Source organism: Actinomadura sp. NPDC048032 (genome assembly GCF_040653175.1).
GTDB lineage: Bacteria > Actinomycetota > Actinomycetes > Streptosporangiales > Streptosporangiaceae > Spirillospora > Spirillospora verrucosospora.
In genome coordinates this window covers 15,641-42,123 of the sequence record NZ_JBEZJP010000014.1, presented here as the reverse complement: position 1 = coordinate 42,123, position 26,483 = coordinate 15,641, and the positions used below count along the sequence as shown (strand labels likewise).

The 26,483-nt window shown below is 73.3% G+C and carries 28 protein-coding genes and 1 tRNA gene; 12 read left to right on the top strand and 17 right to left on the bottom strand.

The genetic code is table 11. The features are described 5' to 3' along the window. The coding region (locus AB0C69_RS03975) for a hypothetical protein (protein WP_360349420.1) at window positions 1-370 on the top strand (370 nt) is incomplete at its 5' end. Next, window positions 367-1,968, top strand: a complete 1,602-nt coding sequence (locus AB0C69_RS03970) for a tyrosine-type recombinase/integrase (protein WP_360349417.1) — start codon at window positions 367-369, stop codon at window positions 1,966-1,968. The genes AB0C69_RS03975 and AB0C69_RS03970, both read left to right, overlap by 4 nt. On the opposite strand, the gene AB0C69_RS03965 is transcribed toward AB0C69_RS03970, so the two are convergent. Further along, window positions 1,947-2,022: transfer RNA gene (locus AB0C69_RS03965), tRNA-Thr, on the bottom strand. The two genes, AB0C69_RS03970 and AB0C69_RS03965, sit on opposite strands and share 22 nt — an antisense overlap. 180 nt (window positions 2,023-2,202) lie before the next feature. On the opposite strand from AB0C69_RS03965, the gene AB0C69_RS03960 reads away from it, so the two are divergent. Beyond that, complete coding sequence (locus AB0C69_RS03960; RefSeq protein ID WP_345173032.1) at window positions 2,203-2,550, top strand: YciI family protein; 348 nt, start codon at window positions 2,203-2,205, stop codon at window positions 2,548-2,550. Beyond that, window positions 2,547-3,719 carry a sigma-70 family RNA polymerase sigma factor gene (locus AB0C69_RS03955; protein WP_360349412.1) on the top strand — a complete coding sequence of 391 codons (1,173 nt, stop codon included), beginning with the start codon at window positions 2,547-2,549 and terminating at the stop codon, window positions 3,717-3,719. The genes AB0C69_RS03960 and AB0C69_RS03955 overlap by 4 nt, the downstream gene beginning before the upstream one ends. Here the strand turns inward: AB0C69_RS03955 and AB0C69_RS03950 are convergent. From AB0C69_RS03950 to AB0C69_RS03920, 7 genes are all read right to left on the bottom strand, one after another. Then, window positions 3,688-4,593, bottom strand: a complete 906-nt coding sequence (locus AB0C69_RS03950; RefSeq protein WP_345173029.1) for an EamA family transporter — start codon at window positions 4,591-4,593, stop codon at window positions 3,688-3,690. The genes AB0C69_RS03955 and AB0C69_RS03950 overlap by 32 nt on opposite strands. Before the next feature lie 40 nt (window positions 4,594-4,633). Then, complete coding sequence (gene rlmB / locus AB0C69_RS03945; protein ID WP_360349408.1) at window positions 4,634-5,542, bottom strand: 23S rRNA (guanosine(2251)-2'-O)-methyltransferase RlmB; 909 nt, start codon at window positions 5,540-5,542, stop codon at window positions 4,634-4,636. A gap of 125 nt (window positions 5,543-5,667) precedes the next feature. Then, a complete protein-coding gene (cysS, locus tag AB0C69_RS03940; RefSeq protein WP_360349405.1) occupies window positions 5,668-7,062 on the bottom strand; it encodes a cysteine--tRNA ligase in 1,395 nt (464 codons plus the stop codon). Between the two features lie 76 nt (window positions 7,063-7,138). Then, entirely contained in the window at window positions 7,139-7,981 is an 843-nt protein-coding gene (locus tag AB0C69_RS03935; RefSeq protein ID WP_360349402.1) for an alpha/beta hydrolase, read from the bottom strand. Next, window positions 7,968-9,221, bottom strand: a complete 1,254-nt coding sequence (locus AB0C69_RS03930; RefSeq protein WP_360349399.1) for a sigma-70 family RNA polymerase sigma factor — start codon at window positions 9,219-9,221, stop codon at window positions 7,968-7,970. Before AB0C69_RS03930 ends, AB0C69_RS03935 begins: the two co-directional genes overlap by 14 nt. Beyond that, window positions 9,218-9,574: a YciI family protein gene (locus AB0C69_RS03925; RefSeq protein WP_360349423.1), complete on the bottom strand. Its 357-nt coding sequence runs from the start codon at window positions 9,572-9,574 to the stop codon at window positions 9,218-9,220. The genes AB0C69_RS03930 and AB0C69_RS03925 overlap by 4 nt, the downstream gene beginning before the upstream one ends. 105 nt (window positions 9,575-9,679) lie before the next feature. Continuing rightward, complete coding sequence (locus AB0C69_RS03920; protein ID WP_360349396.1) at window positions 9,680-10,420, bottom strand: DUF6585 family protein; 741 nt, start codon at window positions 10,418-10,420, stop codon at window positions 9,680-9,682. A gap of 206 nt (window positions 10,421-10,626) precedes the next feature. Between AB0C69_RS03920 and AB0C69_RS03915 the strand changes: the two genes are divergently transcribed. Together AB0C69_RS03915 and fahA are read left to right on the top strand one after the other, a co-directional pair. Beyond that, the gene (locus AB0C69_RS03915) at window positions 10,627-11,715 is read left to right on the top strand and encodes a DUF2637 domain-containing protein (RefSeq protein WP_360349393.1); all 1,089 of its coding nucleotides are present in this window, start codon (window positions 10,627-10,629) and stop codon (window positions 11,713-11,715) included. Between the two features lie 122 nt (window positions 11,716-11,837). Further along, window positions 11,838-13,055 (top strand): fumarylacetoacetase, encoded by a 1,218-nt coding sequence (fahA, locus tag AB0C69_RS03910; protein ID WP_360349390.1) that lies wholly within the window; start codon window positions 11,838-11,840, stop codon window positions 13,053-13,055. A 9-nt stretch (window positions 13,056-13,064) separates the two neighbouring features. Here fahA and ispF read toward each other — a convergent pair whose 3' ends face one another. Together ispF and AB0C69_RS03900 are read right to left on the bottom strand one after the other, a co-directional pair. After that, window positions 13,065-13,535: a 2-C-methyl-D-erythritol 2,4-cyclodiphosphate synthase gene (gene ispF, locus AB0C69_RS03905; RefSeq protein WP_360349387.1), complete on the bottom strand. Its 471-nt coding sequence runs from the start codon at window positions 13,533-13,535 to the stop codon at window positions 13,065-13,067. Window positions 13,536-13,569: 34 nt separating this feature from the next. Continuing rightward, on the bottom strand, window positions 13,570-14,052 hold the full coding sequence (locus AB0C69_RS03900; RefSeq protein ID WP_021599843.1) for a CarD family transcriptional regulator: 483 nt from the start codon (window positions 14,050-14,052) through the stop codon (window positions 13,570-13,572). A 364-nt stretch (window positions 14,053-14,416) separates the two neighbouring features. Here AB0C69_RS03900 and AB0C69_RS03895 point away from each other — a divergent pair, with 364 nt between their 5' ends. Beyond that, window positions 14,417-15,190, top strand: coding sequence for a hypothetical protein (locus AB0C69_RS03895; RefSeq protein WP_360349384.1), 774 nt, complete (start codon window positions 14,417-14,419; stop codon window positions 15,188-15,190). A gap of 142 nt (window positions 15,191-15,332) precedes the next feature. Beyond that, on the top strand, window positions 15,333-16,304 hold the full coding sequence (locus tag AB0C69_RS03890; protein ID WP_360349381.1) for a hypothetical protein: 972 nt from the start codon (window positions 15,333-15,335) through the stop codon (window positions 16,302-16,304). A gap of 70 nt (window positions 16,305-16,374) precedes the next feature. Here the strand turns inward: AB0C69_RS03890 and AB0C69_RS03885 are convergent, their stop codons facing one another. Then, complete coding sequence (locus AB0C69_RS03885; protein WP_185031642.1) at window positions 16,375-17,055, bottom strand: response regulator transcription factor; 681 nt, start codon at window positions 17,053-17,055, stop codon at window positions 16,375-16,377. Further along, window positions 17,052-18,260, bottom strand: coding sequence for an ATP-binding protein (locus AB0C69_RS03880; RefSeq protein WP_353831393.1), 1,209 nt, complete (start codon window positions 18,258-18,260; stop codon window positions 17,052-17,054). Before AB0C69_RS03880 ends, AB0C69_RS03885 begins: the two co-directional genes overlap by 4 nt. A 176-nt stretch (window positions 18,261-18,436) precedes the next feature. On the opposite strand from AB0C69_RS03880, the gene phoU reads away from it, so the two are divergent. Both phoU and AB0C69_RS03870 read left to right on the top strand, forming a co-directional pair. After that, window positions 18,437-19,099 carry a phosphate signaling complex protein PhoU gene (gene phoU, locus AB0C69_RS03875; RefSeq protein ID WP_345173003.1) on the top strand — a complete coding sequence of 221 codons (663 nt, stop codon included), beginning with the start codon at window positions 18,437-18,439 and terminating at the stop codon, window positions 19,097-19,099. A gap of 91 nt (window positions 19,100-19,190) precedes the next feature. Beyond that, on the top strand, window positions 19,191-20,285 hold the full coding sequence (locus tag AB0C69_RS03870; RefSeq protein WP_360349376.1) for an oxidoreductase: 1,095 nt from the start codon (window positions 19,191-19,193) through the stop codon (window positions 20,283-20,285). A 12-nt stretch (window positions 20,286-20,297) separates the two neighbouring features. On the opposite strand, the gene AB0C69_RS03865 is transcribed toward AB0C69_RS03870, so the two are convergent. Then, window positions 20,298-20,711, bottom strand: a complete 414-nt coding sequence (locus AB0C69_RS03865) for a MarR family transcriptional regulator (RefSeq protein ID WP_360349373.1) — start codon at window positions 20,709-20,711, stop codon at window positions 20,298-20,300. A 79-nt stretch (window positions 20,712-20,790) separates the two neighbouring features. On the opposite strand from AB0C69_RS03865, the gene AB0C69_RS03860 reads away from it, so the two are divergent. Further along, window positions 20,791-21,960, top strand: coding sequence for an MFS transporter (locus AB0C69_RS03860; protein ID WP_360349370.1), 1,170 nt, complete (start codon window positions 20,791-20,793; stop codon window positions 21,958-21,960). Window positions 21,961-22,016: 56 nt separating this feature from the next. Here AB0C69_RS03860 and AB0C69_RS03855 read toward each other — a convergent pair whose 3' ends face one another. From AB0C69_RS03855 to mshA, 3 genes are read right to left on the bottom strand one after another with little or no spacing between them, the layout of a single operon-like run. Then, entirely contained in the window at window positions 22,017-22,844 is an 828-nt protein-coding gene (locus AB0C69_RS03855) for a phosphoglyceromutase (protein ID WP_345172995.1), read from the bottom strand. A gap of 29 nt (window positions 22,845-22,873) precedes the next feature. Continuing rightward, window positions 22,874-23,365, bottom strand: a complete 492-nt coding sequence (locus AB0C69_RS03850) for a YbjN domain-containing protein (RefSeq protein ID WP_345172993.1) — start codon at window positions 23,363-23,365, stop codon at window positions 22,874-22,876. Window positions 23,366-23,413: 48 nt separating this feature from the next. Next, window positions 23,414-24,724 (bottom strand): D-inositol-3-phosphate glycosyltransferase, encoded by a 1,311-nt coding sequence (gene mshA / locus AB0C69_RS03845; RefSeq protein WP_360349365.1) that lies wholly within the window; start codon window positions 24,722-24,724, stop codon window positions 23,414-23,416. A 175-nt stretch (window positions 24,725-24,899) separates the two neighbouring features. Here mshA and AB0C69_RS03840 point away from each other — a divergent pair, with 175 nt between their 5' ends. Continuing rightward, window positions 24,900-25,658 (top strand): SDR family NAD(P)-dependent oxidoreductase, encoded by a 759-nt coding sequence (locus AB0C69_RS03840; protein ID WP_360349362.1) that lies wholly within the window; start codon window positions 24,900-24,902, stop codon window positions 25,656-25,658. Between the two features lie 6 nt (window positions 25,659-25,664). Here the strand turns inward: AB0C69_RS03840 and AB0C69_RS03835 are convergent, their stop codons facing one another. Continuing rightward, on the bottom strand, window positions 25,665-26,483 hold the full coding sequence (locus tag AB0C69_RS03835; RefSeq protein ID WP_345172987.1) for a class I SAM-dependent methyltransferase: 819 nt from the start codon (window positions 26,481-26,483) through the stop codon (window positions 25,665-25,667).

Genomic DNA, 26,483 nt, shown 5'->3' with positions numbered 1-26,483 from the left:
GCGGTATGTCATCGAGGCGCCACACGGGTGCGTCGGCCTGCTGAGCATGCATGACCTGGTCAGCCACATCCTCTCGGACCCGCCCGATGACCAGTCGGAGGTGTCCCAGCGCTACCGCAGTCGGTTCGTCTCCACGCTGGAGATGCACTACCCGGGGCTCCTGCCGTCCGATTACTTCGACGACCTCACCACGGAAGAGGAGATCAAGGCTCGTACCGCCAAGCTCCGCAAGCAGTACGACACGCTCCGCGGACTCATGGGCGACCTGGAGAACACCTTCGACGCGCTGACCCGCCGGCTCATGGACATACAGGAAGCCCGCCCGCCACGCGAAGTTGCTGAACGCAGCAGTGGAGACGGCGGCTCATGAAGGGATCTACGTACAAGCGGTGCAAGTGCCGCGGCGACGACGGACGCGAGCTCGGTGCCGACTGCCCGAAGCTACGCCGCAAGGACGGGTCGTGGAACCCGCGGCACGGGTCCTGGTACTACTCCCTGGAGTTGGACGCCGGCGCGAACGGGAAGCGGCGCCGTCTCCGCCGCGGCGGGTTCGCGTCCGAGACCGACGCCGAGAAGGCGATGGCCGAGGCCCTCCAGAAGGAGGCCCGCGGCGGCAACGCCCAGAGCAAGATCCTCGTCGGGCAGTACCTCGACGACTGGCTGAAGGCCCAGAAAGGTTTGCGCCGCAACACTCACCGGTTGTACGGGGGCCACATTGCCGCCTATCTGAAGCCGCACCTGGGGCACATCGAGCTGGACCGGCTCCGGGTCCGGCACCTGGACGAGATGTTCGACGCGATCGACGCCGCGAACGAGGGCATCGTCCAGGCTGGGGAAGACCGGCGGCGGCTGCGCGCCGAGGCGCGGGACGCGTGGCGGGCCGGCGACAAGAAGGCGCACCGTGAGGCCCTCGCCGCGATCGACCAGCTCCCACCGCACCGCCGACCGGTCGGCGCGGCGACCAAGCAGCGGATCAAGGCGACGCTGCGGACGGCGCTGTCGGACGCTCTGCGTGAAGGCCTCATCGGCACGAACGTCGCGAAGCTCGTCAAGCTGGAGGCGGGGAAGCGACCGAAGGCCCTGGTCTGGACGCCGGACCGCGTGGCCGCGTGGCAGGTCCGCTACGAGCGCGAGGTCGACGCCGCGCGCACGGCCGCGGACGGCAGGCCCGTCAACGTGATGGGCATCTGGCAGTCCCAGCCCCGGCCGTCGAAGGTCATGGTGTGGACGCCGGAGCAGACAGGGGTGTTCCTCGACCGTGCCGCGCGCCACAGGTTGTACGCGCTGTTCTACCTGGCGGCGTTCGCTGGCCTGCGGCGCGGCGAGGTCTGCGGCATCGAATGGGCTGACGTCGATCTCGACGCTGGCATGGTCGCCATTCGCATCCAGCGCGTCGCGGTGACCTACCGAGACGTCGAGGACAGCGCACCCAAGACCGACTCATCCGACGACACGATCCCGCTCGATGAGTCCACGGTGAAGGTGCTGCGGACGTGGCGCGCGGCGCAGAACGAGGAGCGGCTCGCGTGGGGCGAGGCGTGGGTCGAGTCGGGGAAGGTCTTCACGCGGGAGAACGGGGAGCCGCTCCACCCCGAGATGGTCTTCGACCTCTTCCAGCGGCTGGCGTTCGAGGCCGGCCTGCCACCGATCCGGCTGCACGATCTCCGGCACGGCGCCGCGACCCTGATGCTCGCCGCCGGCGCGGACATGAAGCTCGTTCAGGCTCTGCTGCGCCACTCGTCGATCACGATCACGAGCGACACCTACACCAACGTTCTCCCGGATGTGGCTCGGCAGGCGTCCGCGGCGGCGGTCGCGCTCGTTCCGAGGGCTGCGGCTGGGGGTGACTCCCGGACGGATGGTCTCCCTTCGGTCTCCCCTAGCGGGGGTCCGAACCCATCAGTTTCCAGTACACCGAGAAAAACCCAGGTCGTGAGGCTGGACGGTGGAGCCGGCGAGGGGACTTGAACCCCTAACCTTCTGTTTACAAGACAGATGCTCTGCCAATTGAGCTACGCCGGCGGGCTCGTCCCGCATCGTAGTCGACTTGGGGGCTCGGGGGGATCCGGGGAGGTTTTCTGGGGTGGGTGTCGATCTGCGGGGGGACTCGTTCGTGTAGGGGGCGGGGCGCCGGGTGCGCACGGGCGGGCGTCGCGGGGAAGGAGTGGGGGCAGGGGTGCTGGTGGTCGTGGAGGAGGAGAGATGAAGTCCTACGTGCTCAACATCATCCAGCCGGTGGGGGAGGTGCCGCCGCCGGAGGTGCTGGAGCCGATCATGGCGCGGCTCGCCGAGGTTCGGCGGGATCTGGAGCGGCAGGAGTGCTGGGTGTTCGGGCGGGGGCTGGACCAGCCGGAGGCGAGCACCGTGGTGTGCATGCGGGGGGACGAGGTGATCGCGACGGACGGGCCGTGGACGGAGGGCAAGGAGCACGTCGGGGGCCTCGCCATCGTCAGGGTGAAGGACCTGGACGCGGCGCTGAAGGTGGCGGCCAGGTTCACGCAGGTGACCGGGTTGCCGATCGAGGTGCGGCCGTTCCTCGGCGAGGGGTGATCGAGCGGGTCTTCCGGGAGGAGGACGGGCGCGCGGTGGCCGTGCTGGTCCGGGTGTTCGGCGATGTGGACGTCGCCGAGGAGGCCGTCCAGGAGGCGTTCGCCGAGGCGGTGCGCCGGTGGCCGGTGGAGGGGGTCCCGGCGAGCCCGGCGGGGTGGATCATCACGACGGCGCGGAACAAGGCGATCGACCGGCTGCGGCGGGAGGCCGCGCGGGCCGGGAAGTACGCGCAGGCCGTGCTGCTCAACGCGGCGGAGCCCGTCGAGGCGCCGGTGGTGGAGGACGATCGGCTGCGGCTCATCTTCACGTGCTGCCATCCGGCGCTGAGGATGGAGGCGCGGGTCGCTCTGACGCTCCGGTTGCTGGGCGGGCTGTCGACGGCGGAGATCGCGCGGGCCTTCATGGTGCCGGAGAAGACGATGGCGCAGCGGCTGGTGCGGGCGAAGGCGAAGATCCGGGAGGCCGGGATCCCGTTCCGGGTACCGGAGGAGGGGGAGCTGCCCGGACGGCTCTCCGGCGTGCTGGCGGTCGTCTACCTGGTGTTCAACCAGGGGTACGGCGGTCGGGAGGAGTTGGCGGCCGAGGCGGTTCGGCTGGGGCGGGTGCTGCGGGAGCTGATGCCGGACGAGCCCGAGGTGCTGGGGTTGCTGGCGTTGATGCTGCTCGTCGAGTCCCGCAGGGGCGCCCGGCGGAGGGACGGGGAGCTGGTGCTGCTGTCCGAGCAGGACCGCGGGCTCTGGGACCGGGGGCTCGTCGAGGAGGGGCAGGAGCTGGTGCGGCGGTGCCTCCGGATCGGGCGGCCCGGGCCGTACCAGATCCAGGCGGCGATCAACGCGGTGCACGGGGACGCGGCGAGGGCCGAGGACACTCGGTGGGATCAGGTTCTCCAGCTGTACGACCAGTTGATGGTCGTGGCGCCGAGTCCCGTGGTGGCGCTCAACCGGGCCGTGGCGGTCGGTGAGGTGGAGGGGGCCGGGGCCGCGTTGGAGCTGGTCGAGCGGCTGGAGCTGGGCCGGTACTACCTATTCCATGCGGTGCGTGCTGATCTGCTGCGGCGGCTGGGGCGGGGCGGGGAGGCGGCCGAGGCGTATGGCGAGGCCATGCGGCGTACGGAGGACGAGGCCGAGCGGGCCTTCCTCAGGAGGCGGCGGGCCGCGGTCGCCGGTTGAAGGTCTGGCCGGCGACGAGGGCGCCGAGGGCGACGGTGAAGCCGACGACCTGCCACGGGGTCAGGGTCTGGCCGAGGATCAGCAGGCCCGCCAGGGTGGCGACCATGGGGTTGGTGAGGCCGAGGAGCGAGACGGACGTCGGGGGCAGGCGGTCGATGCCGCGGAACCACAGCGCGTAGGCGATCGCGGTGCCGACGATGCCGAGGTAGGTGAAGCCCAGGAGGTTCTCGCCGGTCAGCGAGGACGGGGCGCCTTCGAGCGCCAGGGTGAGCGGCAGGAGGACGAGGCCGCCGACGGTGAGCTGCCAGCCGGTCATGACCAGGGGCGACTCGGGGCGTCCCCACTTCTTGGCCAGGACGATCGCGGTGGCCATGAGGGACGTCGCGGTGAGCATGGCGGCGATGCCGAGGGGGTCGAGCCGGGCGTCGGCGCCGAGGGTCAGCAGCGCGACGCCGCCGGTGCCGGCGAGGGCCGAGTACAGGACGGCGCGGGCCGGGGCGATCCGCAGGACGCCGAGCGACAGCAGCGCCACGACCAGGGGCTGGACGGAGCCGATCGTCGCGGCGACGCCGCCGGGGAGGCGGTAGGCCGCGAAGAAGATCAGCGGGAAGAAGGCGCCGAAGTTCAGCAGGCCGAGGACGATCGACTTCCACCACCACTCGCCGCGCGGCAGGCGGCGGGTGGCGGCGAGCAGCACCAGTCCGGCGGGCAGGGCGCGCATCGTCGCGGCGAGCAGGGGGCGGCCGTCGGGCAGCAGCGTGGTGGTGACCACGTAGGTGGTGCCCCAGCTCGCCGGAGCGAGGGCGGAGAGGACGAGGTCGGAGGCGTAGCGGGTGCGCAGGGCCGGGGCCGGGAGGGCTGTCGTCTGATTCACTTCAACGTCAATTATCTGAACGTTGAGATTATTTCCGATCTCAGGCGCGAAGGCGGCTGATCTCGTACAGCGCGATGCCCGCGGCGACTCCGGCGTTGAGCGACTCGGCCCTGCCCGGCATCGGGATCGTGACGAGCATGTCGCAGGTGTCGGCGACGAGCCGTCCCAGGCCCTTGCCCTCCGAGCCCACGACCAGCACGAACGGCCCGGACGCGAGTTCCAGGTCGGCGACGGTCACGCCGCCGGCGGCGTCCAGCCCGGCGACGAAGCAGCCGGCCTTCTGGTAGGCCTTGAGCTGGCGGGACAGGTTCGTGGCCTGCGCGACCGGGATGTTCGCGAGGGTCCCCGCGGACGACTTCCAGGCGCCGGCGGTGACGCCCGCCGCGCGCCGCTCGGGGACGACCACGCCGGTCGCGCCGAACGCGGACGCGGAGCGGACGATCGCGCCGAGGTTGCGGGGGTCGGTGATGCCGTCCACCGCGACGATCAGCGGGGCGGTGCCCTTGAGCAGGTCGTCCGGGTGGGCGTAGCGGTAGGGCTTGACCTGCAGCGCGATGCCCTGGTGGACGGCGCCGTCGGTCAGCCGGTCGATCTCGTTCTTGCCCGTCTCCAGCAGCGGGATGCGGCGGTCGGCGGCGATCTGGATCGCCTCGCGCACCCGCTCGTCGGTGCCGGACGTGACGTACAGGGCCGTGCCGGGAACGCCCGCGCGCAGCGCCTCGACGACCGGGTTGCGGCCCGTGACCAGCTCGGGGACCTCGCCGGTCGCGCGCCGCGCGCCCGCGGGACGTCCCGCCGGGCGGTTCTCCGAGGGGGCCTGGCCGCGGCCGCCCGGCCCCAGCGTCGGCGTGCCGGTGCGCTTGGAGTTCTTGACGGCGCGGGCCTTCTGGCGCTTGCCGTGCCAGTGCCGGTCCTCGGCCTTGGGGGTGGGTCCCTTGCGCTTGGCCATTGTCGGTTACGCCCCTCGCGACGATTGCGTGCTCGCCCCTGCCGGGCGGCTCAAGATCTCAGCGGACGGCGACGAACCCCCGCGAACGTTCGATTTTATCCGCAGCGCGGGGTGCGCGATGCACGTCAGCCGCGCTTCAGTTCCCAGCGGGGGCCCTGCGGGGTGTCCTCGACGAGGACGCCGGCCGCCGACAGGCTGTCGCGGATGGCGTCGGCCGCCGCGTAGTCCTTGCGGGCGCGGGCCGCCTGCCGCTGCTCCAGCGCCACCTTGACCAGGGCGTCGACGACGGGGCGCAGGTCGTCCTCCCCCGAGACCGCCCACTGCGGCGAGAGGGGGTCGATGCCGAGGACGCCGGCCATCGCCCGGACGGACGCCAGGTGGCCGTGCACCGCGTCGAGGTCGCCGGACGCCAGGGCGCTGTTGCCCTCCCGGACGGTCTCGTGCAGCACCGCCAGCGCCTGCGGGACGCCGAGGTCGTCGTCCATGGCGGAGGCGAACGCGGACGGGACGGAGGACGGCGTGCCGCCCCCCACCTGCTCGGACGCCCGCGTCACGAAGCCCTCGATCCGCTGGTAGGCGGAGACGGCCTCGGCCAGGGAGGCGTCGGTGTAGTCCATCAGCGAGCGGTAGTGCGCCGAGGCGAGGTAGTAGCGCACCTCGGCGGGGCGGGCCTTGCCCAGCAGGTCGGGCAGTAGCACCACGTTGCCGACCGACTTGCTCATCTTCTCGCCGTCGACGGTGAGCAGGCCGTTGTGCAGCCAGTAGCGCGCGAAGCCGTCGCCCGCGGCGCGGGACTGCGCGATCTCGTTCTCGTGGTGCGGGAAGATCAGGTCGACGCCGCCGCCGTGGATGTCGAACGTCGGGCCGAGGTACCGGGTCGCCATCGCCGAGCACTCCAGGTGCCAGCCGGGGCGCCCGTCGCCCCAGGGCGTCTCCCAGGACGGCTCCCCCGGCTTGGCGCCCTTCCAGAGGGCGAAGTCGCGCGGGTCGCGCTTGAGCTCCTCGTTGGGGGTGTCGCCGGCGGAGCGCATGTTCTCCAGCCGCTGGTTCGACAGCGCGCCGTACTCGTCGGCCCAGGACTTGACGTCGAAGTACACGTCGCCGCCCGCGGCGTACGCGTGGCCGTTCGCGATCAGCCGGCGCATCAGGACGATCATCTCCGGGACGTGCCCGGTGGCGCGCGGCTCGATCGTCGGGGGCAGGCAGCCGAGCAGGTCGTAGCCCTGGGTGAAGGTGCGCTGGTTGCCCTCGGCGACCGCGAACCACGGCACGCCCCGCTCGGCCGCCACCGCGATGATCTTGTCGTCGACGTCGGTGACGTTGCGCGCGAACGTCACCTCGTAGCCGGACGCGCGGAGCCAGCGCAGCAGGACGTCGTAGATGACGCCCGAGCGCAGGTGCCCGATGTGGGGGGCCGCCTGCGGGGTCGCACCGCACACGTACATCCCCACGCGGCCCTCTTCCAGGGGCTCGAACGTGCGGACGCTACGGGTACCGGTGTCGTAAAAGCGCAGGCTCACGGGTTCAGGTTATTGGATCGGCGTCCGGCTCCGTGGCGCATCGCACAGGCCGGAACACGCCATCGCGCCGCGGAGGTCATTCCACCGGGAACGTCTCCGCCAGCCGGGCGGCGAACGCGGCGGCGTGCGGACCGAAGCCGCCGTGGTCGCCGGGGTAGGTCTCGGCGGACGTCCCGAGCCGGTCCGCCAGCTCCAGCGCGGCCCGGTGCGGCGGCTCGCCCGCGGACTCCTCCCCGGCCGCCGGGACGATCCGGACGGACGACGCGCGCAGCGCCTCCACATCGAGCTCGTACCGCCCGAAGCCCGGCACCTCGTACCCGACGAAGAAGTCGGTGTTCCTCTCGAAGCGGGCGAACATCTCCAGCATCTCCGGGCTCGGCGGCTCCTGCTCCCCGGCCGGTCCTTCCTCGGCGGAGCCGTCCTCCTCGCCGCCGCCCATGCCCAGCGCGGCGCCGAACGTCCCCATCGCGGGGCCGGCGCCGCCGTCGCGGTAGGCGCGCTCCACGTCCGCCATGACGGTCTCCCAGTGGTCCGCGTCCGGCAGCAGGGTCAGCAGCGGCGGCTCGTGGGCGACCAGGGCGCGCACCTGCTCGGGATGCCGCGCGGCCAGCTCCAGCCCGATCTGCGCGCCCGAGCTGTTGCCGAACACGAAGGCCGGGCCGTCCGCGACCTCGGCGAGCAGGCGGGACGCGTCGTCCGCGTGCGTCTCGACGCGCTGCCGCTCCGGCGGCCCGTCGAGCGGGCTGCGCGAGTTGCCGCGCCGGTCGTACGTCACGACCGTGTACCGGCCGGCGAGCAGATCGGCGAGGCCGGCGTAGCCCGCCGCGTCGTAGATCCCGCCGCAGATCAGCAGCAGGACGGGCCCGGATCCGCGCACCTCGTAGTGGAGGGTCGCGCCGGGGACGTCAAGCGTTCCCATCGGTGTCTCCTTCGTCGAGCCGGGCGGCGCGGGATTCGAGGTAGCGCCGCTCCGGCAGGCTCGTCGTGCCGCGGGCGGCGTCCCGGTACGCCTCCCGCGCGGCCGGCGCGTCGCCGGCCTTCTCCAGCAGGTGGGCCCGGACGGCCGCCAGCCGGTGGTGGCCCTCCATCCGGGTGTCGCCGTCCAGCGTGCGCAGCAGGTCCAGGCCGGCGGACGGCCCGTCCACCATGGCCAGCGCGACGGCCTCGTTCAGCGTGACCATCGGGTTGGGCGACAGATGGGCCAGCAGCCGGTACAGCGCGAGGATCTGCGGCCAGTCGGTGTCCTGCGGCCGGGCCGCCTCGGCGTGGACGGCGGCGATCGCGGCCTGCACCTGGTACGGGCCGGGCGGCGACCAGGTGAGCGCCTCGGTGATCAGCTCGGTCCCCTCCCGGATCTCCTTGGCGTCCCAGAGCGTGCGGTCCTGCTCGGTGAGCGGGACCAGCAGCCCGCCGTCGGCGGTGCGCGCCGCGCGGCGCGCGTCGGTGAGCAGCATCAGCGCGAGCAGCCCGGCCGCCTCGCCGTCGCCGGGCAGCAGCCGGTGCAGCGCCCGGGCGAGCCTGATCGCCTCGGCGGTGAGGTCCGCGCGCCGCAGGTCGGGCCCGCTGGACGCGGTGTACCCCTCGTTGAAGACGAGGTACAGCACGTGCAGCACGGCCCGCAGCCGCTCGTCGCGCTCGTCCGGCGGCGGGGGCCCGAACCGCGCCCCCGCCGCCTTGATCTTCTGCTTGGCGCGGCTGACCCGCTGCGCCATCGTCGCCTCCGGGACGAGGAAGGCGCGGGCGATCTGCGCCGTCGTCAGGCCGCCGACGGCCCGCAGCGTCAGCGCGACCTGCGAGGACGGCGACAGCGCCGGATGGCAGCACAGGAACAGCAGGGTCAGCGTGTCGTCGCGGTCGGCCGCACGGTATTCATCGGGGCCGGGCTCGGCGGGGTCCTCCGCGGCCACGGCCGCCTCGCGGTCGCGGCGGGCCCGCTCGCTGCGCCACTGGTCGGTGAGCCGCCGGGTCGCGACGGTCAGCAGCCAGCCGCGCGGGTTCTCCGGAACGCCCTCCCCCGGCCATTGGACGGCGGCGGCGAGGAGCGCCTCCTGGACGGCGTCCTCGCACGCGTCGAAGGCGCCGTGCCGCCGCACGAGCGTGCCGAGCACCTGCGGCGCGAGGTCGCGCAGCAGGTCCTCGACGGCCGGGGGCGTCCTCACATCTCCGCCCCGGACTCGTGCATGAGCGCCCTGACCTCCATGTAGCCGCCGTACCGGACGTCGGGCCAGCGGGAGGCGATCTCCACGGCCCGCTCCTCGGTCTCGCAGTCCACGGCGACGTAGCCGGCGAAGTGCTCCTTGGCCTCCAGGAACGGGCCGTCCGTCACGGCCGGCTGCCCGTCCCTGCCGACCACGGTCTTGGTCAGGGACGGGTCGGCCAGCGCCGCCCCGCCGACCAGCTCGCCCGACTCCGTCAGCTCCTTCATGATCGCGTCGACCTCGCCGAACAGCGCGGTCCGCTCCTGCTCCGTCAGGTCCTCCAGGAAGCCGGGACGGTTGTAGATCATCAGCATGTACTTCACGGTCGTCTCCTCGTGGTCGGGCGGCCCCGTCTCCGGGCCCGTCAGAGAAGGATCGGAGCGGCCGGCGCGTTCTCGACACCCCCGCCGAGAAAATCTTCAGAAATCTTCGATCAGGTCCCTGACCTGGTGGCACAGGACGCTGAACGCCAGCGCGTCCGGCATCCGGGAGGCGACCGTCGCCAGATCGGCCCGGCCCGGACCGGCATGGACGGTCACCATCCCGCTCCCGATCACCACGTCCTGGACGGCGCTCCAGGGCAGCCGCTCGCCGTCCTTCCCGACACCGTCCAGGTCCACGGTGAACGGACCGATCCGCACGGACTCCCCCGCCTTCACCGCCGCCAGGAGGCGCGGGACGATCCGGGCGGTCACCTCCTGGGCGACGGCCACGCCGAGCGTCCGGACGTCGGGGATGTCGTCGCCGAGCCGCAGCACGCTCCCGTCGTCCGCGACGACCGTGAAGCACCACCGGACGCGCCCGCCGGGCCCGCCCGGCACCCCGGCGACCGTCACCGAGACGAGCTCGTCCCACGTGCGGGCGCCGCCGCCCGGCCCGGTGACCTCCAGGCCGCCGGTGTGGAGGACGGCGACGCGGGCCCGGACGCGGGGACGGTCGCGTCCCGCGATCCACCCGGCGGCGGCGGCGTACCCCATCGACAGGAGCAGCGCCGGGACGCCCACCCACCACACGTGGTCGTGCAGGTACACGACGGCCGCCGGGACGAGCGCGGCGGCGGCCAGGCACAGCAGCGCCAGCCACGCCCAGGTGCGGCGGGCCGCGGCCCGTCCGTCGAAGATCCGGACCGGTTCGCCGAGCCGGGGCCGCGGGGGCGCCACGGCGGCGCTACCCGGCCGCGCGGGCCCGCGTGACCCGCACGAACCTGCCGCACGCCATCGGTGCCTCCCTCGCCTGACCTCTCCAATACCGTACGTCTCCCCACTTATAGTGCGCAGCGTCACAGTGATCACTAAGAAGTTGCGGTTCGGCGGCGTCCTGGCTGGTTAATCTCGGCGGAGGACCCCTCCCTTCCGGAACGAGAGACATGCCGACTGATCCGACCCGGCCCTCCTACACCGCCGTGCAGCGGCGGCTGCTGACCACCGTCGCCGGCCTCGTCGTCGCCGCGCTGGCGGGCGGCGCCTTCGCGCTGACCTACGACGTGCTGCGCGAGCTCGCCGTCGCGGGCGGGGTGGGCCGCCGCTGGGCGCCGCTGTACCCGGCGATGGCCGACACCCTCACCGCCGTGACGATCCTGTCCCTCGTGGTCACCCGCAACGCCCGCTGGTGGACGCGGCTGCCGCGCTGGACGCTGCTGGTCCTGCTCCTCGCCGGGGGCGCCGCGGCGTCCGTCCAGCGCTCGGTCCGGGGGTTCGGCCCGCTGCCGGACGACGCGGTGCGGACGGGCGTGGCCGTGGCGCCGCACGCGATGCTCGTGATCGCCGTCTGGCTGTGGCTGACGATGGTCAAGCAGATCCGGGTGGCCAGGCCCGCCGCCGGGGAGGAGGCGCCGCCCGAGGCGCAGCGCGGCCACGTCAAGGTCCTCGGGCCCGCGGCGCCGCCGCTCGCGCTGGAGGCGCCTCCCGCGCACGAGGCCGGGCCGGAGCGCGTGCCCGAGCCGGACCCCGAGCCCGAGCCGGAGCGCGAGCCGATCCTGCCGTTCAGGGACGAGCCCGAGTGGCCCGTCGCCGACAGGCCCGAGCCCCTCCCGGAGAACCCCGGGCCCCTCGCCGAGGAGCCCGCGCCGGAGGAGCACGACCCCTTCGCCTTCACCTTCGAGGAGAGCCTGTCGTCGGAGCCGGCGCCGCCGCTCGACCCGCTGCCGCAGCCGCGCCGGCCGCTGGACGCGGTGCCCGACCGGCTGCCGACGGACGTCGAGCTCGTCCGGGGCCGGGACCGCGCCGCCGAGGAGCCCCCGCCCGCCGCGACGACCCGCCCCGACATCGTGGTGCCCCCGCCCTACGACACCGGCGAGGACGAGGACGACGGCCCGCCCGCCGACCGCGCCGAGGACCCCGACGCCGGAGACCCCGGCACGGAGGCCCTCAAGGCGGGCGATCGTCCGGGGGAGGACGACGGGAACCCGCCGCCGTCCAGCAACTTCCGCAGCGGGCCCGTCCCTCCCGCCGAGTAGGGAGCGGGCCCCGGCATGGCAACCGCGGCCTTTGCCCTGATCTGAAAAGCCGCCTTTCCTCCCACCTCGGCTGATCTACCCGCACCGGGTGAAAGGGAGGCGGCGGGGGAAGGTATGCCTCCATGACGACCGTTTCATGGGTCGAGGGCAGCCAGGACGGCGGCTTCGGTATCGAGAACCTGCCGTACGGGATCTTCTCGCGCCCGGGAGAACTGCCGCGCGTCGGCGTGGCCATCGGCGACCGCGTCCTCGACCTGGCCGAGATGTCGGCCGCGGGCCTGGTGGAGGACCGGCGGTACTTCGCCTCCGGGTCGCTGAACGCCTTCATGGTCGCGGGACGCGCCGCCTGGCGGGCGAACCGGGAGCGGGTGACGGAGCTGCTCACCGACGAGGCGTACCGCGAGCGCGTCGAGCCGCACCTGATCCCGGTCGCGGACGTGGAGCTGCAGAAGCCGTTCGAGGTCGCCGACTACGTCGACTTCTACTCCTCGGAGCACCACGCGACGAACGCGGGACGGATCCTGCGGCCCCAGGGCGAGCCGCTGCCGCCGAACTGGAAGCACATGCCGGTCGCCTACCACGGCCGCTCCGGGACCGTGTACCCGGCGGGGACGCCGATCATCCGGCCGTCGGGGCAGCGGCGGGCGAAGGACGACCCGGCGCCGTCCTACGGCCCGTCGCGGCGCCTGGACTTCGAGGCGGAGGTCGGCTTCGTCGTGGGCGTCCCCTCCCCCGCCGGGCGCGGGGTCCCGGCCTCCGCGTTCCGCGACCACGTGTTCGGGTTCGTGCTGGTGAACGACTGGAGCGCGCGCGACCTGCAGATGTGGGAGTCGCAGCCGCTCGGCCCGTTCCTCGGCAAGTCGTTCGCGACGTCGGTCTCGTCGTGGGTGGTGCCGGTCGCGGCCTTGGAGCCCGCGCGCGTCCCGCCGCCCGTCCAGGACCCGGCGCCGCTGCCCTACCTGCGCTGCGACGAGCCGTGGGGCCTGGACCTGCACCTGGAGGTCCTGATCAACGGGCGGGTGGCGGCGCGGCCGAGGTTCGCGTCGATGTACTGGACGCCGCCGCAGCAGCTCGCGCACGCGACGGTGAACGGCGCCCCGCTCCGCACCGGCGACCTGTTCGCGTCCGGCACGGTTTCGGGACCCGAGCGCGAGGAGCGCGGCTGCCTTCTGGAGCTCAGCTGGAACGGCCAGGAGCCCCTGCTGCTGGACGACGGCACGGAGCGCACGTTCCTGGAGGACGGCGACACCGTGACCATCCGCGCCCAGGCGCCGGGAGCCGCCGGTTCCCGCATCGCCCTCGGCGAGGTGACGGGCACCGTCCACCCGGCTCCGTCGTAGCCGCGCCCGTCAGGCGGGCGGGAGGACGAGGGCGTTGGCGATGGCCGCGAGGCCCTCGCCCCGCCCCGTCAGGCCCAGGCCGTCGGTGGTGGTGGCGGAGACGGTGACCGGCGCGCCGGACAGCGCCTCGCTGAGGGTCTTCTCCGCCTCGGCGCGCCGCTTGCCGATCTTGGGGCGGTTGCCGATGACCTGGATGGCGACGTTGCCGATCGTGTGACCGGCCTCGTCGACGAGGCGGGCGACCTCGCGCAGCAGGGCGACGCCGGACGCGCCGGACCAGCGCGGGTCGGACGTGCCGAAGACGGCGCCGAGATCACCGAGACCGCAGGCCGAGAGCAGCGCGTCGCAGGCGGCGTGCGCGGCGACGTCGCCGTCGGAGTGCCCGGCGAGGCCGTGGCCCTCGCCCGGCCATTCGAGCCCCGCGACCCACAGGGGCCGGGGCTCGGACGCGAACGGGTGGACGTCGGTGCCGACGCCCACCCGAGGGAGCCTTGAGTTCAACGCGGCCGGCCTCTCAGCTGGCCAGGACCTCGTCGAGCAGAGCCTCTGCCTTGTCCTCGTTGGTCTTCTCGGCGAGCGCGAGCTCGCTCACGAGGATCTGGCGCGCCTTGGCGAGCATCCGCTTCTCACCCGCGGACAGCCCACGCTCCTTGTCGCGCCGCCAGAGGTCGCGGACGACCTCCGCGACCTTGTTGACATCGCCGGAGGCGAGCTTCTCAAGATTCGCCTTGTACCGGCGCGACCAGTTGGTGGGCTCCTCGGTGTAGGGTGCGCGAAGCACCTCGAACACCTTCTCCAGCCCGTCCTGGCCGACGACGTCCCGGACGCCCACGTCCTCGACGTTCTCGACCGGGACCCGTACCGTCAGGTCACCCTTGTCAACCTTCAGGACCAGGTAGGTCCTGTCCTCACCCTTGATGGTGCGAGTCTCGATGGCCTCGATCCGAGCAGCCCCATGGTGGGGGTAGACGACGGTGTCGCCGACCTGGAAAGTCATGTGACAAGTACCCCTTCCGCTAGAACCAGGGTAGCACGGAAACGAGCGTGCCCGAACCCGCCTTCCTGACAAATGCGCAGGTCAAGCCACATATTGAGGTATTGACAAACCCCTTTATTGGTGCATCGAGGACCAGTTCCCCTCGCTCAGCGTAGCCGGAAGAACACCGTGATCCCTCCCCGCGCCCTTACCGGCAACCGGCCCCCGGATACAAGCATCATTCCGCCGACGGTGCGGACGGGTTCCATACTGGGATGTGAGCACCCTGCGCCGCGCGGGTACGAAGCGCCCGGAAGGGTCTTAATAGGACACGGGGTCGGGACGCGCGTCCCGCGGGAACACCGATCGGCGAGGGAGGTGCCGCGTGAGGCCGGACGGCGGCGACCCGGAACCCGACGACTACGGGCTTCCGCGCGTTGACGTCGTCGTGCCCGACGACGCCCGCGAGCTGGAGCGGGACGTCGCCGCCTACCACCGGGAGCGGCGCCGGAGGCGGCGCAGGGCCCGCGTGCGGCGGCTGTACCGCCCGCTGACGCGGTTCGGGGTCGCCGTCCCGATCATCGCGGGCGCGCTGCTGGTCGCGCTGCTGAGCGGCGTGCTGATGACCGCGTTCGGCCCCCGTCCCGCCCCGCGGCCGACGACCGCCCAGCTGGCCCCGCGCCCCACCGCGAGCCCCGGCAGGGTCGGCGGGCTGCTGCCCGACCGCCGGGTCGACCTCGTGACCGCCGGCCGCGTCTCCCGGCCGCTGCGCGACCTGCGCCCCGGCGTGATCGCCGTCGTCTCGCCCGGGTACCGGTGCGAGGGCCTGGTGGCGGAGCTGGCCGGCCGGACGCAGGAGTACACCCTCACCTTCTGGCTCGTCGCCGACCCGCGCCCCGCGGGCGCCCGGAAGCCCCTGTCCCTGAAAGACCTCAAGGCGTGCGCGGGCACGGCCCACAACGGGACGCCGCAGATCCTGGAGGACCGCGCCGGGGTCCTGGCCGGCGCCTACTCGCCCGCGCCCGGCACGCCCGGCCCGACGGGCACCGGCCTCACCGCCGTCTTCGTGCGGCCGGACGGCGTGGTCACCGAGGTCGTCCGGGCGCCCGCGGCCGGGCCCGGACTCACCGGGAAGATCAAGGGTCTGGGTTCCGGTTAGGTCTCCCGCCAGGGCGTGTCGGCCACCCCGGGGAGGGGTTTCCGGCAAGACCTCGCTACGCTTCCCCTGGCGTATCTCACGCCCGTCCCACAATTCTCTGAAACCACCTCTTCACCTGATATCTCGCGAGGAGACCGCCGCCGTGATCCGAAACAGCCGTCGAATGGTCGTGCTCGCCGTCGCGGGCGCCGTCGCCATCGCGCCGGTGGTCTCCGGCTGCGGCGCGGGCGAGAAGCCCCAGACCGCCGCCCCCACGCAGCTCACCGAGGGCGTCAACGTGTCGGTGCCGCTGAACAGGCCGCAGGCCCCGCAGATCGACCTGCGCGACATGTTCCTGCTGGGCCCGGAGGCGGGGCCGCCCATCCCCGCGGGCACGTCCCTGCCCCTCTACGGCGCGATCATCAACCAGGTGCAGGGCCGGCCGGACCGCCTGGTCTCCGTCAGCTCCCCGGCGTTCGGCGGCGAGGCGAAGATCGAGGGCGGCTCGCTCACGCTGCCCCCCGCCGCCTCGGACGGGACGGGCAGCTTCACCAAGCTGCTCGGCAAGCCTTCGGCGGCCCCCACCCCGCAGCAGCAGGGCGGCAAGAAGAAGACGCAGCAGCCCGGCGCCACTCCCACCGGCGGCACGCCCTCCGGCCCGGCCGCGCCGTCCGGCGGCGCCACCCCGGGGCCGACCGGCCAGGGCGCGACGCCGAACGTGTCCGAGACCCCGACCTCGCAGAACACCATGGGCCCGCAGGGCAGCGGTCCGTCGGTCTCGCCGGGCGCCGGCGGGGAGGTGCCGCTCGTGGTGCTGCCCCAGCTCAACAAGGAGCTCCTCGCCGGGTCCACGGTCCCGCTGACGATGCGGTTCGAGCGCGCCGGGTCCGTCGAGTTCCAGGTGCCCGTCGTGGCGCGGCAGGACCAGTTCAGCACCTACCCGCTGCCCATGACCCCCGCCACGCCGCAGACGCCGGGCGGCCAGACCCCCGGCGGCCAGACGCCCGGCCAGACCCCGGGCGGAAGGGCGAGCACGTCCCCGTCCCCGGGCGCTGAGCAGGGCGGCCCCGAGGCGTCCCCGTCCCCGGGCGCCGTCCAGACGCCGGCCACCGGAGAGACGCCGACCGCCGGCTGACCCGCCGAACCCGGCCCCCACACATAAGGAACGGCCCGTCCCATCCGGGACGGGCCGTTCCTCATGTCCGTCAGGGCTCGAACTTGTAGCCGAGGCCTCGGACGGTGACGATGTACCGCGGTGTGGAGGGGACTTCCTCGACCTTGGCGCGGAGGCGCTTGATGTGGACGTCCAGCGTCTTGGTGTCGCCCACGTAGTCGGCGCCCCACACGCGGTCGATGAGCTGCATCCGGGTGAGGACGCGGCCGGCGTTGCGCAGCAGCACCTCCAGCAGCTCGAACTCCTTGAGCGGGAGCTGGACGGGCTCGCCGCCCACGCTGACGACGTGGCGTTCCACGTCCATCCGGACCGGACCGGCCTCCAGCGTCGCGGGCGCCGGCTCCTCGACCTCGCCCTGGCGGCGCAGCACGGCCCGCATGCGGGCGATCAGCTCGCGGGTGGAGAACGGCTTGGTGACGTAGTCGTCGGCGCCGAGCTCCAGGCCGACGACCTTGTCGACCTCGCTGTCCTTGGCGGTCAGCATGATCACCGGGACGCTGGAGCGCGCGCGCAGCTCGCGGCACACCTCGGTGCCGGGCAGCCCGGGGAGCATCAGGTCGAGCAGCACGAGGTCGGCACCGTTGCGCTCGAAGATGTCCAGCGCGTCGGGGCCGGTGGCGGCGACGGCCACCTCGAAGCCCTCCTTGCGCAGGTTGTACGAGAGTGCGTCGCTGAAGGACTCCTCGTCCTCCACGACGAGCACGCGGGTCACGGTGTTGCCTCCCGGGCGGTGTTCTGTGGGGCTGGAAAAGCGGTGGCGCCGGCCGCCGGGCGGCGCGGCGTGTCGATCAGGGGGAGCCGGATCGTGAACGTCGACCCGTGCCCCTCCTTGCTCCACACCGTGACGTCGCCGCCGTGCTTGCTGGTGACGTGCTTGACGATGGCGAGGCCGAGGCCGGTGCCGCCGGTCTGGCGGGAGCGGGCGGGGTCGACCCGGTAGAACCGTTCGAAGATCCGCTCGATCTCGGCCTCCGGGATGCCGATGCCCTGGTCGGTCACGTTGATCTCGACGTGCGTCTCGTCGCACCGGCGGGTCGAGACGACGACCCGGGTGTGCTCGGGGCTGTAGGCGACGGCGTTGTCGACGAGGTTGCGCAGCGCGGTGACCAGCAGCTCCTGGTCGGCGCGGACGCGCAGCCCGTCCTCGCCGCCGGCCGCGAGCTGGATGTCCTTGGCGACCGCCTTGATCTGGCAGCGTTCGAGCGCCTCCGCCATCACCTCCTCAAGGGTGACCGGGGTGAGCTCGGGCAGCGGCTCGTCGCCCTGGACGCGCGACAGCGTCATCAGGTCCTGGACGAGGTTGTTCAGCCGCACCGACTCGTACTGCATCCGGCCGGCGAACCGGCGGACGGCCTCCGGGTCGTCGGCGGCGCTCTCGACCGTCTCGGCGAGCAGGGACAGCGCGCCCACGGGGGTCTTCAGCTCGTGGCTGACGTTCGCCACGAAGTCGCGGCGGATCGCCTCGGTGCGGCGCATGTCGGTGAGGTCCTCGGCGAGCACGAGGACGAGCCCGTGGGAGCCGAGCGGCGCGACGCGGACCGCGAACCAGCGCCCGTCGGCCCGCCGGCGGCCGCCGTTCGGGCCGACCTGTATCTCGGTCTCGCGGATCTCCCCGTCGCGGCGCACCAGCCGGGTCATCGCGATAACCTCGTCCACCACGACGTGGTCGCCGCTGACCAGTCCGTACGCCCGCGCCGCGGAGCTGGCCCGCAGCACCCGGTCCTCGCCGTCCACCACGACGGCCGAGGACCGCAGGACGCTGAGGACCGAGGCGACGCCCGGCGGCAGGCTGCCCACCGGGTTCGTCGCTACCGCCGTCCGCTGGGCTCGCTCGCTCACCCGCACCGCCAATCCAGTCGCGAGCCCGATCGCGAGCCCGGCGAGCCCTGTCAGGCTCGCGACAATCTCGACCTCCACACCTCGGATCGTAAGCGGCGATCGGAGCAACGCTTCCCCCCTGCCCTGGTCAGCGCCTTCTCGTTACCCGAAAGTTCACCTTTCCCTCCGGATGCGTTCATGCCCGTGGGGCAAAGTGTGGCGTGGGCGAGTCCGCCCTGCCCCGCCCGCCCCCGTCCACATCGAAGGATTCTCAAGTGCGCGACGCCTACCACGAGGAACTCGACTCCCTCACCGACAGCCTGGTGGAGATGACCCGCCTCGTCCGGTCCGCGATGGCCCGCGCGGTGACCGCCCTCCTGGACGCCGACCTGCGGCTGTCGGAGGAGGTCATCAGCGGGGACGAGCACGTCAACAAGATCGACGCCGACATCGAGGCGACGGTGTTCGACCTCATGGCCCGCCAGCAGCCGGTCGCCGGCGACCTGCGGACCCTGATCACCGCGCTGCGGATGAGCGGCGACCTGGAGCGCATGGGCGACCTCGCCGTGCACATCGCCAAGACGGCCCGGCGGCGCCACCCCGAGTCGGCCGTCCCGCCCGAGCTGCAGGCGACCGTGCTGGAGATGGGGCAGATCGCCGAGCGGATGATCGCCAAGACCGGCAGCGTGATCGCGTCCCAGGACGTCGAGATGGGCCTGGAGCTGGACGCCGACGACGACCAGATGGACCGGCTGCACCGCCGCCTGTTCGACATCCTGCTGTCCCCGAAGTGGCGGCACGGCGTCGAGCCGGCCGTGGACATCACGCTCGCCGGGCGCTACTTCGAGCGCTTCGCCGACCACGCCGTGCACGTCGCGGAGAACGTCGTCTACCTGGTCACCGGCCAGCGTCCCGAGGAGATCGTCGACTCGGCCTGATCCGGTCGCGCCCGCGCGCCCGCGCGGCGGCGGCGCACGAAGGGCGCGAGGGGTCTGGACGGCTTGATCAACGTTCGTTAGCTTGCGCGTCATGAGACCGATGCGGGCACTGGTGCGGGCGATGGCGTCGGCCGGGCTGTGCGGGGCGGTGGCGGCGGCGTCCCTCGGGGTGCCCGGCACCGCGTCGGCGCGGGCCACGCCGGGGGCGCACCGGCCCGCCTGGCGCCTCACTCCGACCGGCAGCGAGGCGCGGTTCCGCGGCCTGGCGGCGGTCGGCCGCGAGACCGCCTGGCTGGCGGGCGGCGGCGGGACCGTGCTGCGGACGACCGACGGCGGCCGCACGTGGCGCGACGTCGCCCCGGCCGGCGCGGAGGGCCTGGAGTTCCGCGACATCGAGGCGTTCGACGCGCGGCGGGCGGTCGTGCTGGCCATCGGCGAGGGCGACGCGTCCCGCGTCTACCGGACCTCGGACGGCGGCGTCACCTGGACGCTCGGCTTCAGGAACGACGATCCCAGGGCGTTCTACGACTGCCTCACGTTCTTCGACTCCCGGCACGGGCTGGCGGTCAGCGACCCGGTGGACGGCCGGTTCCGGATCATCGCCACCGGCGACGCGGGCCGCAGCTGGCGGGTCCTGCCGCCTGGGGGCATGCCCCCGGCGCTGGAGGGCGAGGCCGGGTTCGCCGCCAGCGGGCAGTGCCTGGTGAGCCACGGGCCGCGGGACGTGTGGCTGGCGACGGGCGGGGCGTCGCGCTCGCGCGTGTTCCATTCCGGGGACCGCGGCCTCACCTGGACCGTCGCCGACACGCCGCTGCCGTCCAGCCCGTCCCAGGGCGTGTTCGCGGTGGCGTTCCGCGACTCCCGGCACGGCGTCGCGGTCGGCGGCGACTACCGGCCCGGACAGCCGTCGCCGGCGGCCGCGGCGACGACCGCCGACGGGGGCCGCACGTGGCGTCCCGCGCGCCGCCCGCCGGCCGAGTACCGCTCAGGAAGCGTGTGGCCTGCGTATGCGGGTCCGGCGGTGTTGGCGGTGGGCCCCACGGGCAGCGACGGCAGCCTCGACGGAGGCCGCACGTGGACCCGGTTCGACACCGGGAGCTTCGACACCGTCGACTGCGCGCCCGACGGCGGCTGCTGGGCCGCGGGCGAGAAGGGCCGCGCCGCCCGCCTCTCCATCACCCGCTAGACGGGCTCTCGGCTAGACGGACTCCCCCAGGAGCGACCTGAGGAGGTCGCGCAGGGACTCCTGCTGGGCCGGGGCGAGCGCGGTCAGCGGCGATTCGGCGTCGAGGCGTTCGAGGACGTCGGCGCGACAGCGTTCGCCGTCCGGCGTGAGGACGATCTGCTTGGCGCGGCGGTCGGTCGGGTGGGGGCGGCGCTCGACGAGGCCCTGCCCTTCGAGGCGGTCGACCAGGAAGGTCGCGTTCGACGCCTCGCAGGCCATGCGGTGGGCGAGCTCGCGGGCCGTGATCGGCTCGGACAGCTCGCGGAGCGCGACGACCTGGGCCGCGGTCATGCCCACCTCGTCGGCGACCCGCCGGGCGTGGACGTCGAGCCGCTGCGCGAACCGGTGGACCAGCTTGCACACGTCCCGTTCCATCTGCTCGCCCATGCCCCGAGTGTAGCGCCTGTACTTCGAATCATGATATTGCTAACTCGAATCATCCGAGTTCGAAGTAAATGGAGCGTGCGTGCCCCCCTCCCTCTTCTCCCTGATGCTGGTCGTCTTCGGCCTGACCACCGGCGAGTTCGTCATCGCGGGCATCCTGCCGGACGTGGCGGCGGACCTCGGCGTCTCGGTGCCCGCCGCCGGGCGCCTGGTGAGCGCCTACGCGCTCGGCATGATCGTCGGCGGTCCGGTCGTCACCGTCCTGACGGCGCGGGTGCCGCGCAAACCGCTCGTCACCGGCCTCATCGCCGTGTCGGTCCTCGGCAACCTCGGCTCCGCCCTGGCGCCGAACTACCCGGTGCTGCTCGCGGCGCGGTTCGCCGCGGGACTGGTCGTGGCCACGTTCTTCGCGGTCGCCATCGCCACCGCCGCCTCCACGGCCCCCGCGGGCCGGGAGTCCTCCACCATCGCGAAGGTGGCGCTCGGGCTGAACCTCGGCATCGTCCTCGGCGCCCCGCTGGGCACCGTGATCGGCCAGACCCTCGGCTGGCGGGCGACCTTCGGCGCGGTCGCCGCGCTCACCGCCGCGGGCCTGCTCATGGTGCTGCGGTTCGTGCCCGCCCTGCCCGCCGCCGCGACCGGTCCGCTCTGGGGCGAGCTGCGCGTGTTCGCGGGACGGGACGTCCGCCTGGCGATCGCCCTCACCGCCCTGGGCAACGTGGGCGTGGTGACCGTCTTCACCTACATCGCGCCGCTGCTCACCGAGGTCAGCGGGTTCCCCGAGGGCGCCGTCCCGGCGCTGCTCCTGGTGTACGGCGCGGGCGCGGTCGCGGGCAACTTCCTCGGCGGCCGGCTCTCGGACCGGGCCCTGATGCCCTCACTGGCCTGGCTCCTCGGCGCGTTGGCAGGCGCCCTGGCGCTGTTCTGGGCGGTCGGCGGGGTCCGGCCCCTGGCCGCCGTGATGACGTTCGCGCTCGGCCTGCTCGCCTTCGCGATCCTCCCGGGCATGCAGACCCGCGTCCTGACCACGGCGGGCGCGGCCCCCACGCTGGCGGTGGCCGTGAACGCCTCGGGGTTCCAGGTCGCCGCCGCGTTCGCCGGCTGGCTCGGCGGGACGCTGATCGGCGACGGGCCGGGCCCGCGCTCGCTCTTCCCCGTCGCGGCCGCGCTCACCGTCGCCGGGCTCGCCGTGGCCGTGCGCATCCACCGCGGCGACCGCGCGGCCGTTCCCGCGGGCGCCGGCTCCGGGTGACCTCGCCGGCCCGCGTCCGGCTTGCGAGGGGCCGCCGGGAGGCGGCCCCTCGCGGGCTACTTGCGCTTGCCGCGCCTGGACTTGCGCTCGTCCTTCGGGTCGGGGCTCTTCGCGGCGGGCTTGGGGGCGCTCCCGCCCTTGGCGGCGCCCTGGTTCTTGACGGCCTCGATGGCGGCCTTCGCGGCGGCCGGGTCGAGGTACTCGCCGCCGCGCTTGAGCGGGGAGAAGTCGTCGTCCAGCTCGTAGACGAGCGGGATGCCGGTGGGGATGTTCAGGCCGACGATCTTCTCGTCGGAGATGTCGTCCAGGTGCTTGACCAGGGCGCGCAGGGAGTTGCCGTGCGCGGCGACCATGACGGTCTTGCCGGCGGCCAGGTCGGGGATGATCGAGTCGTACCAGTACGGCAGCATGCGGTCGACGACGTCGGCGAGGCACTCCGAGCGCGGGATCAGCTCGGACGGCAGCTCGGCGTAGCGCAGGTCGTTGACCTGGGACAGGGGGTCGTCGTCCTTGATGGGCGGCGGCGGGGTGTCGTAGGAGCGGCGCCAGGTCATGAACTGCTCTTCGCCGAACTCCTCGCGCGTCTGCGCCTTGTTCTTGCCCTGGAGGGCGCCGTAGTGGCGCTCGTTGAGGCGCCAGGAGCGCCTCACCGGGATCCAGAGCAGGTCGGCCACGTCGAGGGCGATGTTGGCGGTGCGGATGGCCCGCTTCAGCAGGGAGGTGTGCAGCACGTCGGGGGTGATGTCGGCGTCGAGCAGCAGATCGCCGCCCTTGGTCGCCTCGCTCTCGCCCTTCGCGGAGAGGTCGACGTCCACCCAGCCGGTGAACAGCCCTTCCGCGTTCCAGACGCTTTCGCCATGCCGGAGCAATACCAGGGTCGCCATGGCACCAGAGCCTAGCGGCCCCGCGCGCGTCACTCGCGGTTGGCCGGGTCCGCGAAGGAGGCGAAGGCCTGGAGGTTGGCGAGGCTCTCGCCGCGCTTGACGCGCCAGTCCCACTCGCGCTGGATGGACGACTTGAACCCGCGCTCCAGCGCCTTGTCGAAGTTCTCGTCGGAGTAGGTGAGGACGCAGCCGAGGAGGCGGTCGATCTCCTCCGGGGACACCGATTCGAGCGGGACCTTCCCGACGAGGTGGACGTCGCCGACGTCGTCCAGCGCGAAGGCGACCCCGTACATGCGGCCGTTCTTCTCCAGGAGGAACCGGTAGAACTCGGCGTGGTTCTCGTCGGGACGGCGGCAGAAGAACGCCTCGACGTGCAGCGAGTGGTCGCCGGCGATGAGCCACGTCATGGTGGCGAGCTTGTGCTGGCCGGGGAGCTTGACGAAGAACGCGTTGTCGCGCGGCTCCTCGAACTCCAGCTCGTTGGACCTCAGCGTCTCGCGGATGGTCTCGACGACGGTCACGTGTGCTCCCCCCTGGAGGGCGGCTCCCCGCGCCCCCGGTCGGCTCGGCTAAACGGTGGCCCGCGCGGCCGCGGTCGGCGCCGGCATGGCACCGGTATACACGTCGAGAAGGCGGTCGACGGTGGCGTCCCAGCCGAAGTCGTGGGCGTGCCGGACGGCGCCGCGGGCGAGGCGGGCGTGCAGGCCGGGCTCGGCGTGCAGGCGCCGCAGGACGGCGGCGTAGCCGGCGGGGTCGTGGCCGGAGACCAGCACGCCGGACTCGCCGTCGGCGACCGCCGTGCACAGGCCGCCGACGCGGGACGCCACCACGGGGGTCCCGCAGGCCTGGGACTCGACGGCGACGAGTCCGAACGACTCGCTGCGGGACGGGACGACGGTGACGTCCGCGGCGCGGTACCAGTCGGCCAGCTCGCGCTGCGGGGCCGGCGGCTCGAAGCGCATGACGTCGGAGATGCCGAGTTCGGCGGCGAGCAGTTGCAGGCCCGCGGGGCGGCACAGCCCGGAGCCGCTCGGGCCGCCGACGACGGCGACGACGAGACGCGAGCGCAGCGCGGGGTCGTCGGCCAGCATGCGGGCGACGGCGCGCAGCATCACGTCGGGCGCCTTCAGCGGCTGGATGCGGCCGACGAACAGCAGCACGTAGGCGTCGCGGGGCAGGCCGAGGCGGCGGCGGGCGGGGCCGGTCCGGTGGGGCAGGAGGCCGGTGCCGCGGGCGATGAGGGGCGACTCGGGGCGGAACAGCGACAGGTCGACGCCGGGGCTGACGGTCGCGACGCGGGAGGGGTCGGCGCCGTAGAGGTCGACGAGCTCCCCGGCCTCCTTGGCGGTGTTGGCGACGAGCTGGTCGGCCGAGGCCACGACCTGCTCCTCGCCGAGGACGCGCTCGGCCGGCTCGGGCTGGTCGTCGTCGGCGAGGGCCGCGTTCTTGACCTTGGCCATCGTGTGCATGGAGTGGACGAGCGGGACGCCCCACCGCTCCTTGGCCGCCCAGCCCGCCTGGCCGGAGAGCCAGTAGTGCGTGTGGAGGAGGTCGTAGTGGCCGGGCTCGTGGGCGGCCTCGGCGCGCAGCACTCCGGAGGTGAACCCGCACAGGTGCCGGGGAAGCTCGGCCTTGTCGAGCTCCTCGAACGGCCCGGCGACCACGTTGCGGACGACGACGCCCGGCGCGAGCTCCACGACGGGCGGAAGGGCCCGCGAGGTCGCGCGGGTGAAGATGTCCACCTCGACGCCCCTGGCGGCGAGCCGCTTGGCGACCTCGACCACGTAGACGTTCAGCCCGCCCGCGTCGCCGGTGCCCGGTTGGTCCAGAGGGGACGTATGCACACTGACTGTCGCAACCCGGCTGATACGACGCGACACCCGACACCACCTCCGACAGTGCAACCTACCGACCGGGTTTCGTGTTCCCTCGGTTCGGGGGGCAAGCGCGACCGTCCGCCACAGTGACGCACCTCACCCAGGGGCGACGCGCGGATAGGCTGCCGTCCGGGCTTACTCTGCCGATCCACGCTCACCCACCCGGAAGACTGGACGCATGCGCAAGACGGCGATAGTGACCGGAGCAAGCAGCGGCATCGGGGCCGCCACGGCGAGGCGCCTGGCGGCCGAGGGGTTCAACGTCGTGCTCGCCGCACGGCGCCGCGACCGCCTCGACGCCCTCGCCGAGGAGATCGCGCAGAGCGTGCCGGGCGCGGGGAAGGTGGCGCCGTTCACCCTGGACGTCACCTCGCAGGAGTCGGTGGACGCGCTCGCGGCGGCCGTCGGCGCCTGCCACGTCCTGGTCAACAACGCCGGCGGGGCCCTCGGCCTGGACAGCGTCGCGACCGCCGACCTCGACGACTGGCGGTCGATGTACGAGAGCAACGTCATCGGCCTCGTCCGCGTCACCAAGGCGATCCTGCCGAAGCTGGTCGAGAGCGGCGCGGGCCACGTCGTGAACATCACCTCGCTGGCCGGGCACGTCGCCTACGAGGGCGGCGGCGGGTACAACGCGGCCAAGCACGCCGCCTACGCGGTCAACGAGGTGCTGCGCCTGGAACTGGTCGCCGAGCCCGTCCGGGTCACCGAGATCGCGCCGGGCCTGGTGAAGACCGAGGAGTTCTCGCTGGTCCGCTTCCGCGGGGACGAGGAGAAGGCCGCCAAGCCGTACGAGGGCGTCCCCGAGCCGCTGGTCGCCGACGACGTCGCGGACTGCGTCGCCTGGGCCGTGACCCGCCCGCCGCACGTCAACATCGACCGCATCGACGTCCAGCCCCGCGTCCAGGCCGCCCCGCACAAGCTTCACCGCGAGTAGGGGTTCTCACCGCGAGGGCGCGACGGCGCTCCAGGGGAGCGTGACCTCGCCGAGGCGCCACCGGTTCCGGCCGCCGTACGGGGGCCGCGCCAAGACGGGATGGGTCCGCGCCAGCAGCGACACCGCCTCGACCCAGCGCGCGCGGGGGCCGAACGCCGAGTGGGGCGCCGCGGTCGCCCAGCAGCGGTCGAACGCGGTCAGGAACTCGTGGACGGGCTCGCCGGGGACGTTGCGGTGGATCAGCGTCTTGGGCAGCCGTTCGGCCAGGGCGGACGGCCGTTCGAGCGAGCGCACGTGGGCCGCGAAGGTGATGGTCCGAGGGCCGTCGGCGGTGAGCGTCACCCAGACGGCGCGGCGCCCGATCTCGTCGCACGTCCCCTCGACGAGGACGCCGGAGGGGGCGAGGCGCGCCCGCAGGTCGTCCCATGCCCGCCACGCCGCGGCCTCGTCGTACTGCCGCAGGACGTTGAACGCCCGCACCAGCACCGGCGGGCGCGGCACCGGCAGTTCGAAGCCGCCGCGCCGGAAGGACAGGCCTTCGTGGGGGCCGGTCGCGGCCGCGAAGGCGACCCCGGCGGCGACCCGGGCCGGCTCGATCTCGATGCCGACGACCTCCAGGCGCGGCGACACCGGGCGGAGCCGCGAGTACAGCTCGAAGGTGGTGACCGGGGACGCGCCGTAGCCGAGGTCGACGGCCAGCGGCCGCACGCCCGAGCGCAGCGCGGAGGTCTGGGTGGCGGCGATCCAGCGGTCGATCCGGCGCAGCCGGTTGGGGGCGGTGGTGCCGCGGGTCACCTCCCCCCGCGGCCTCGGGACAGGGGGCAC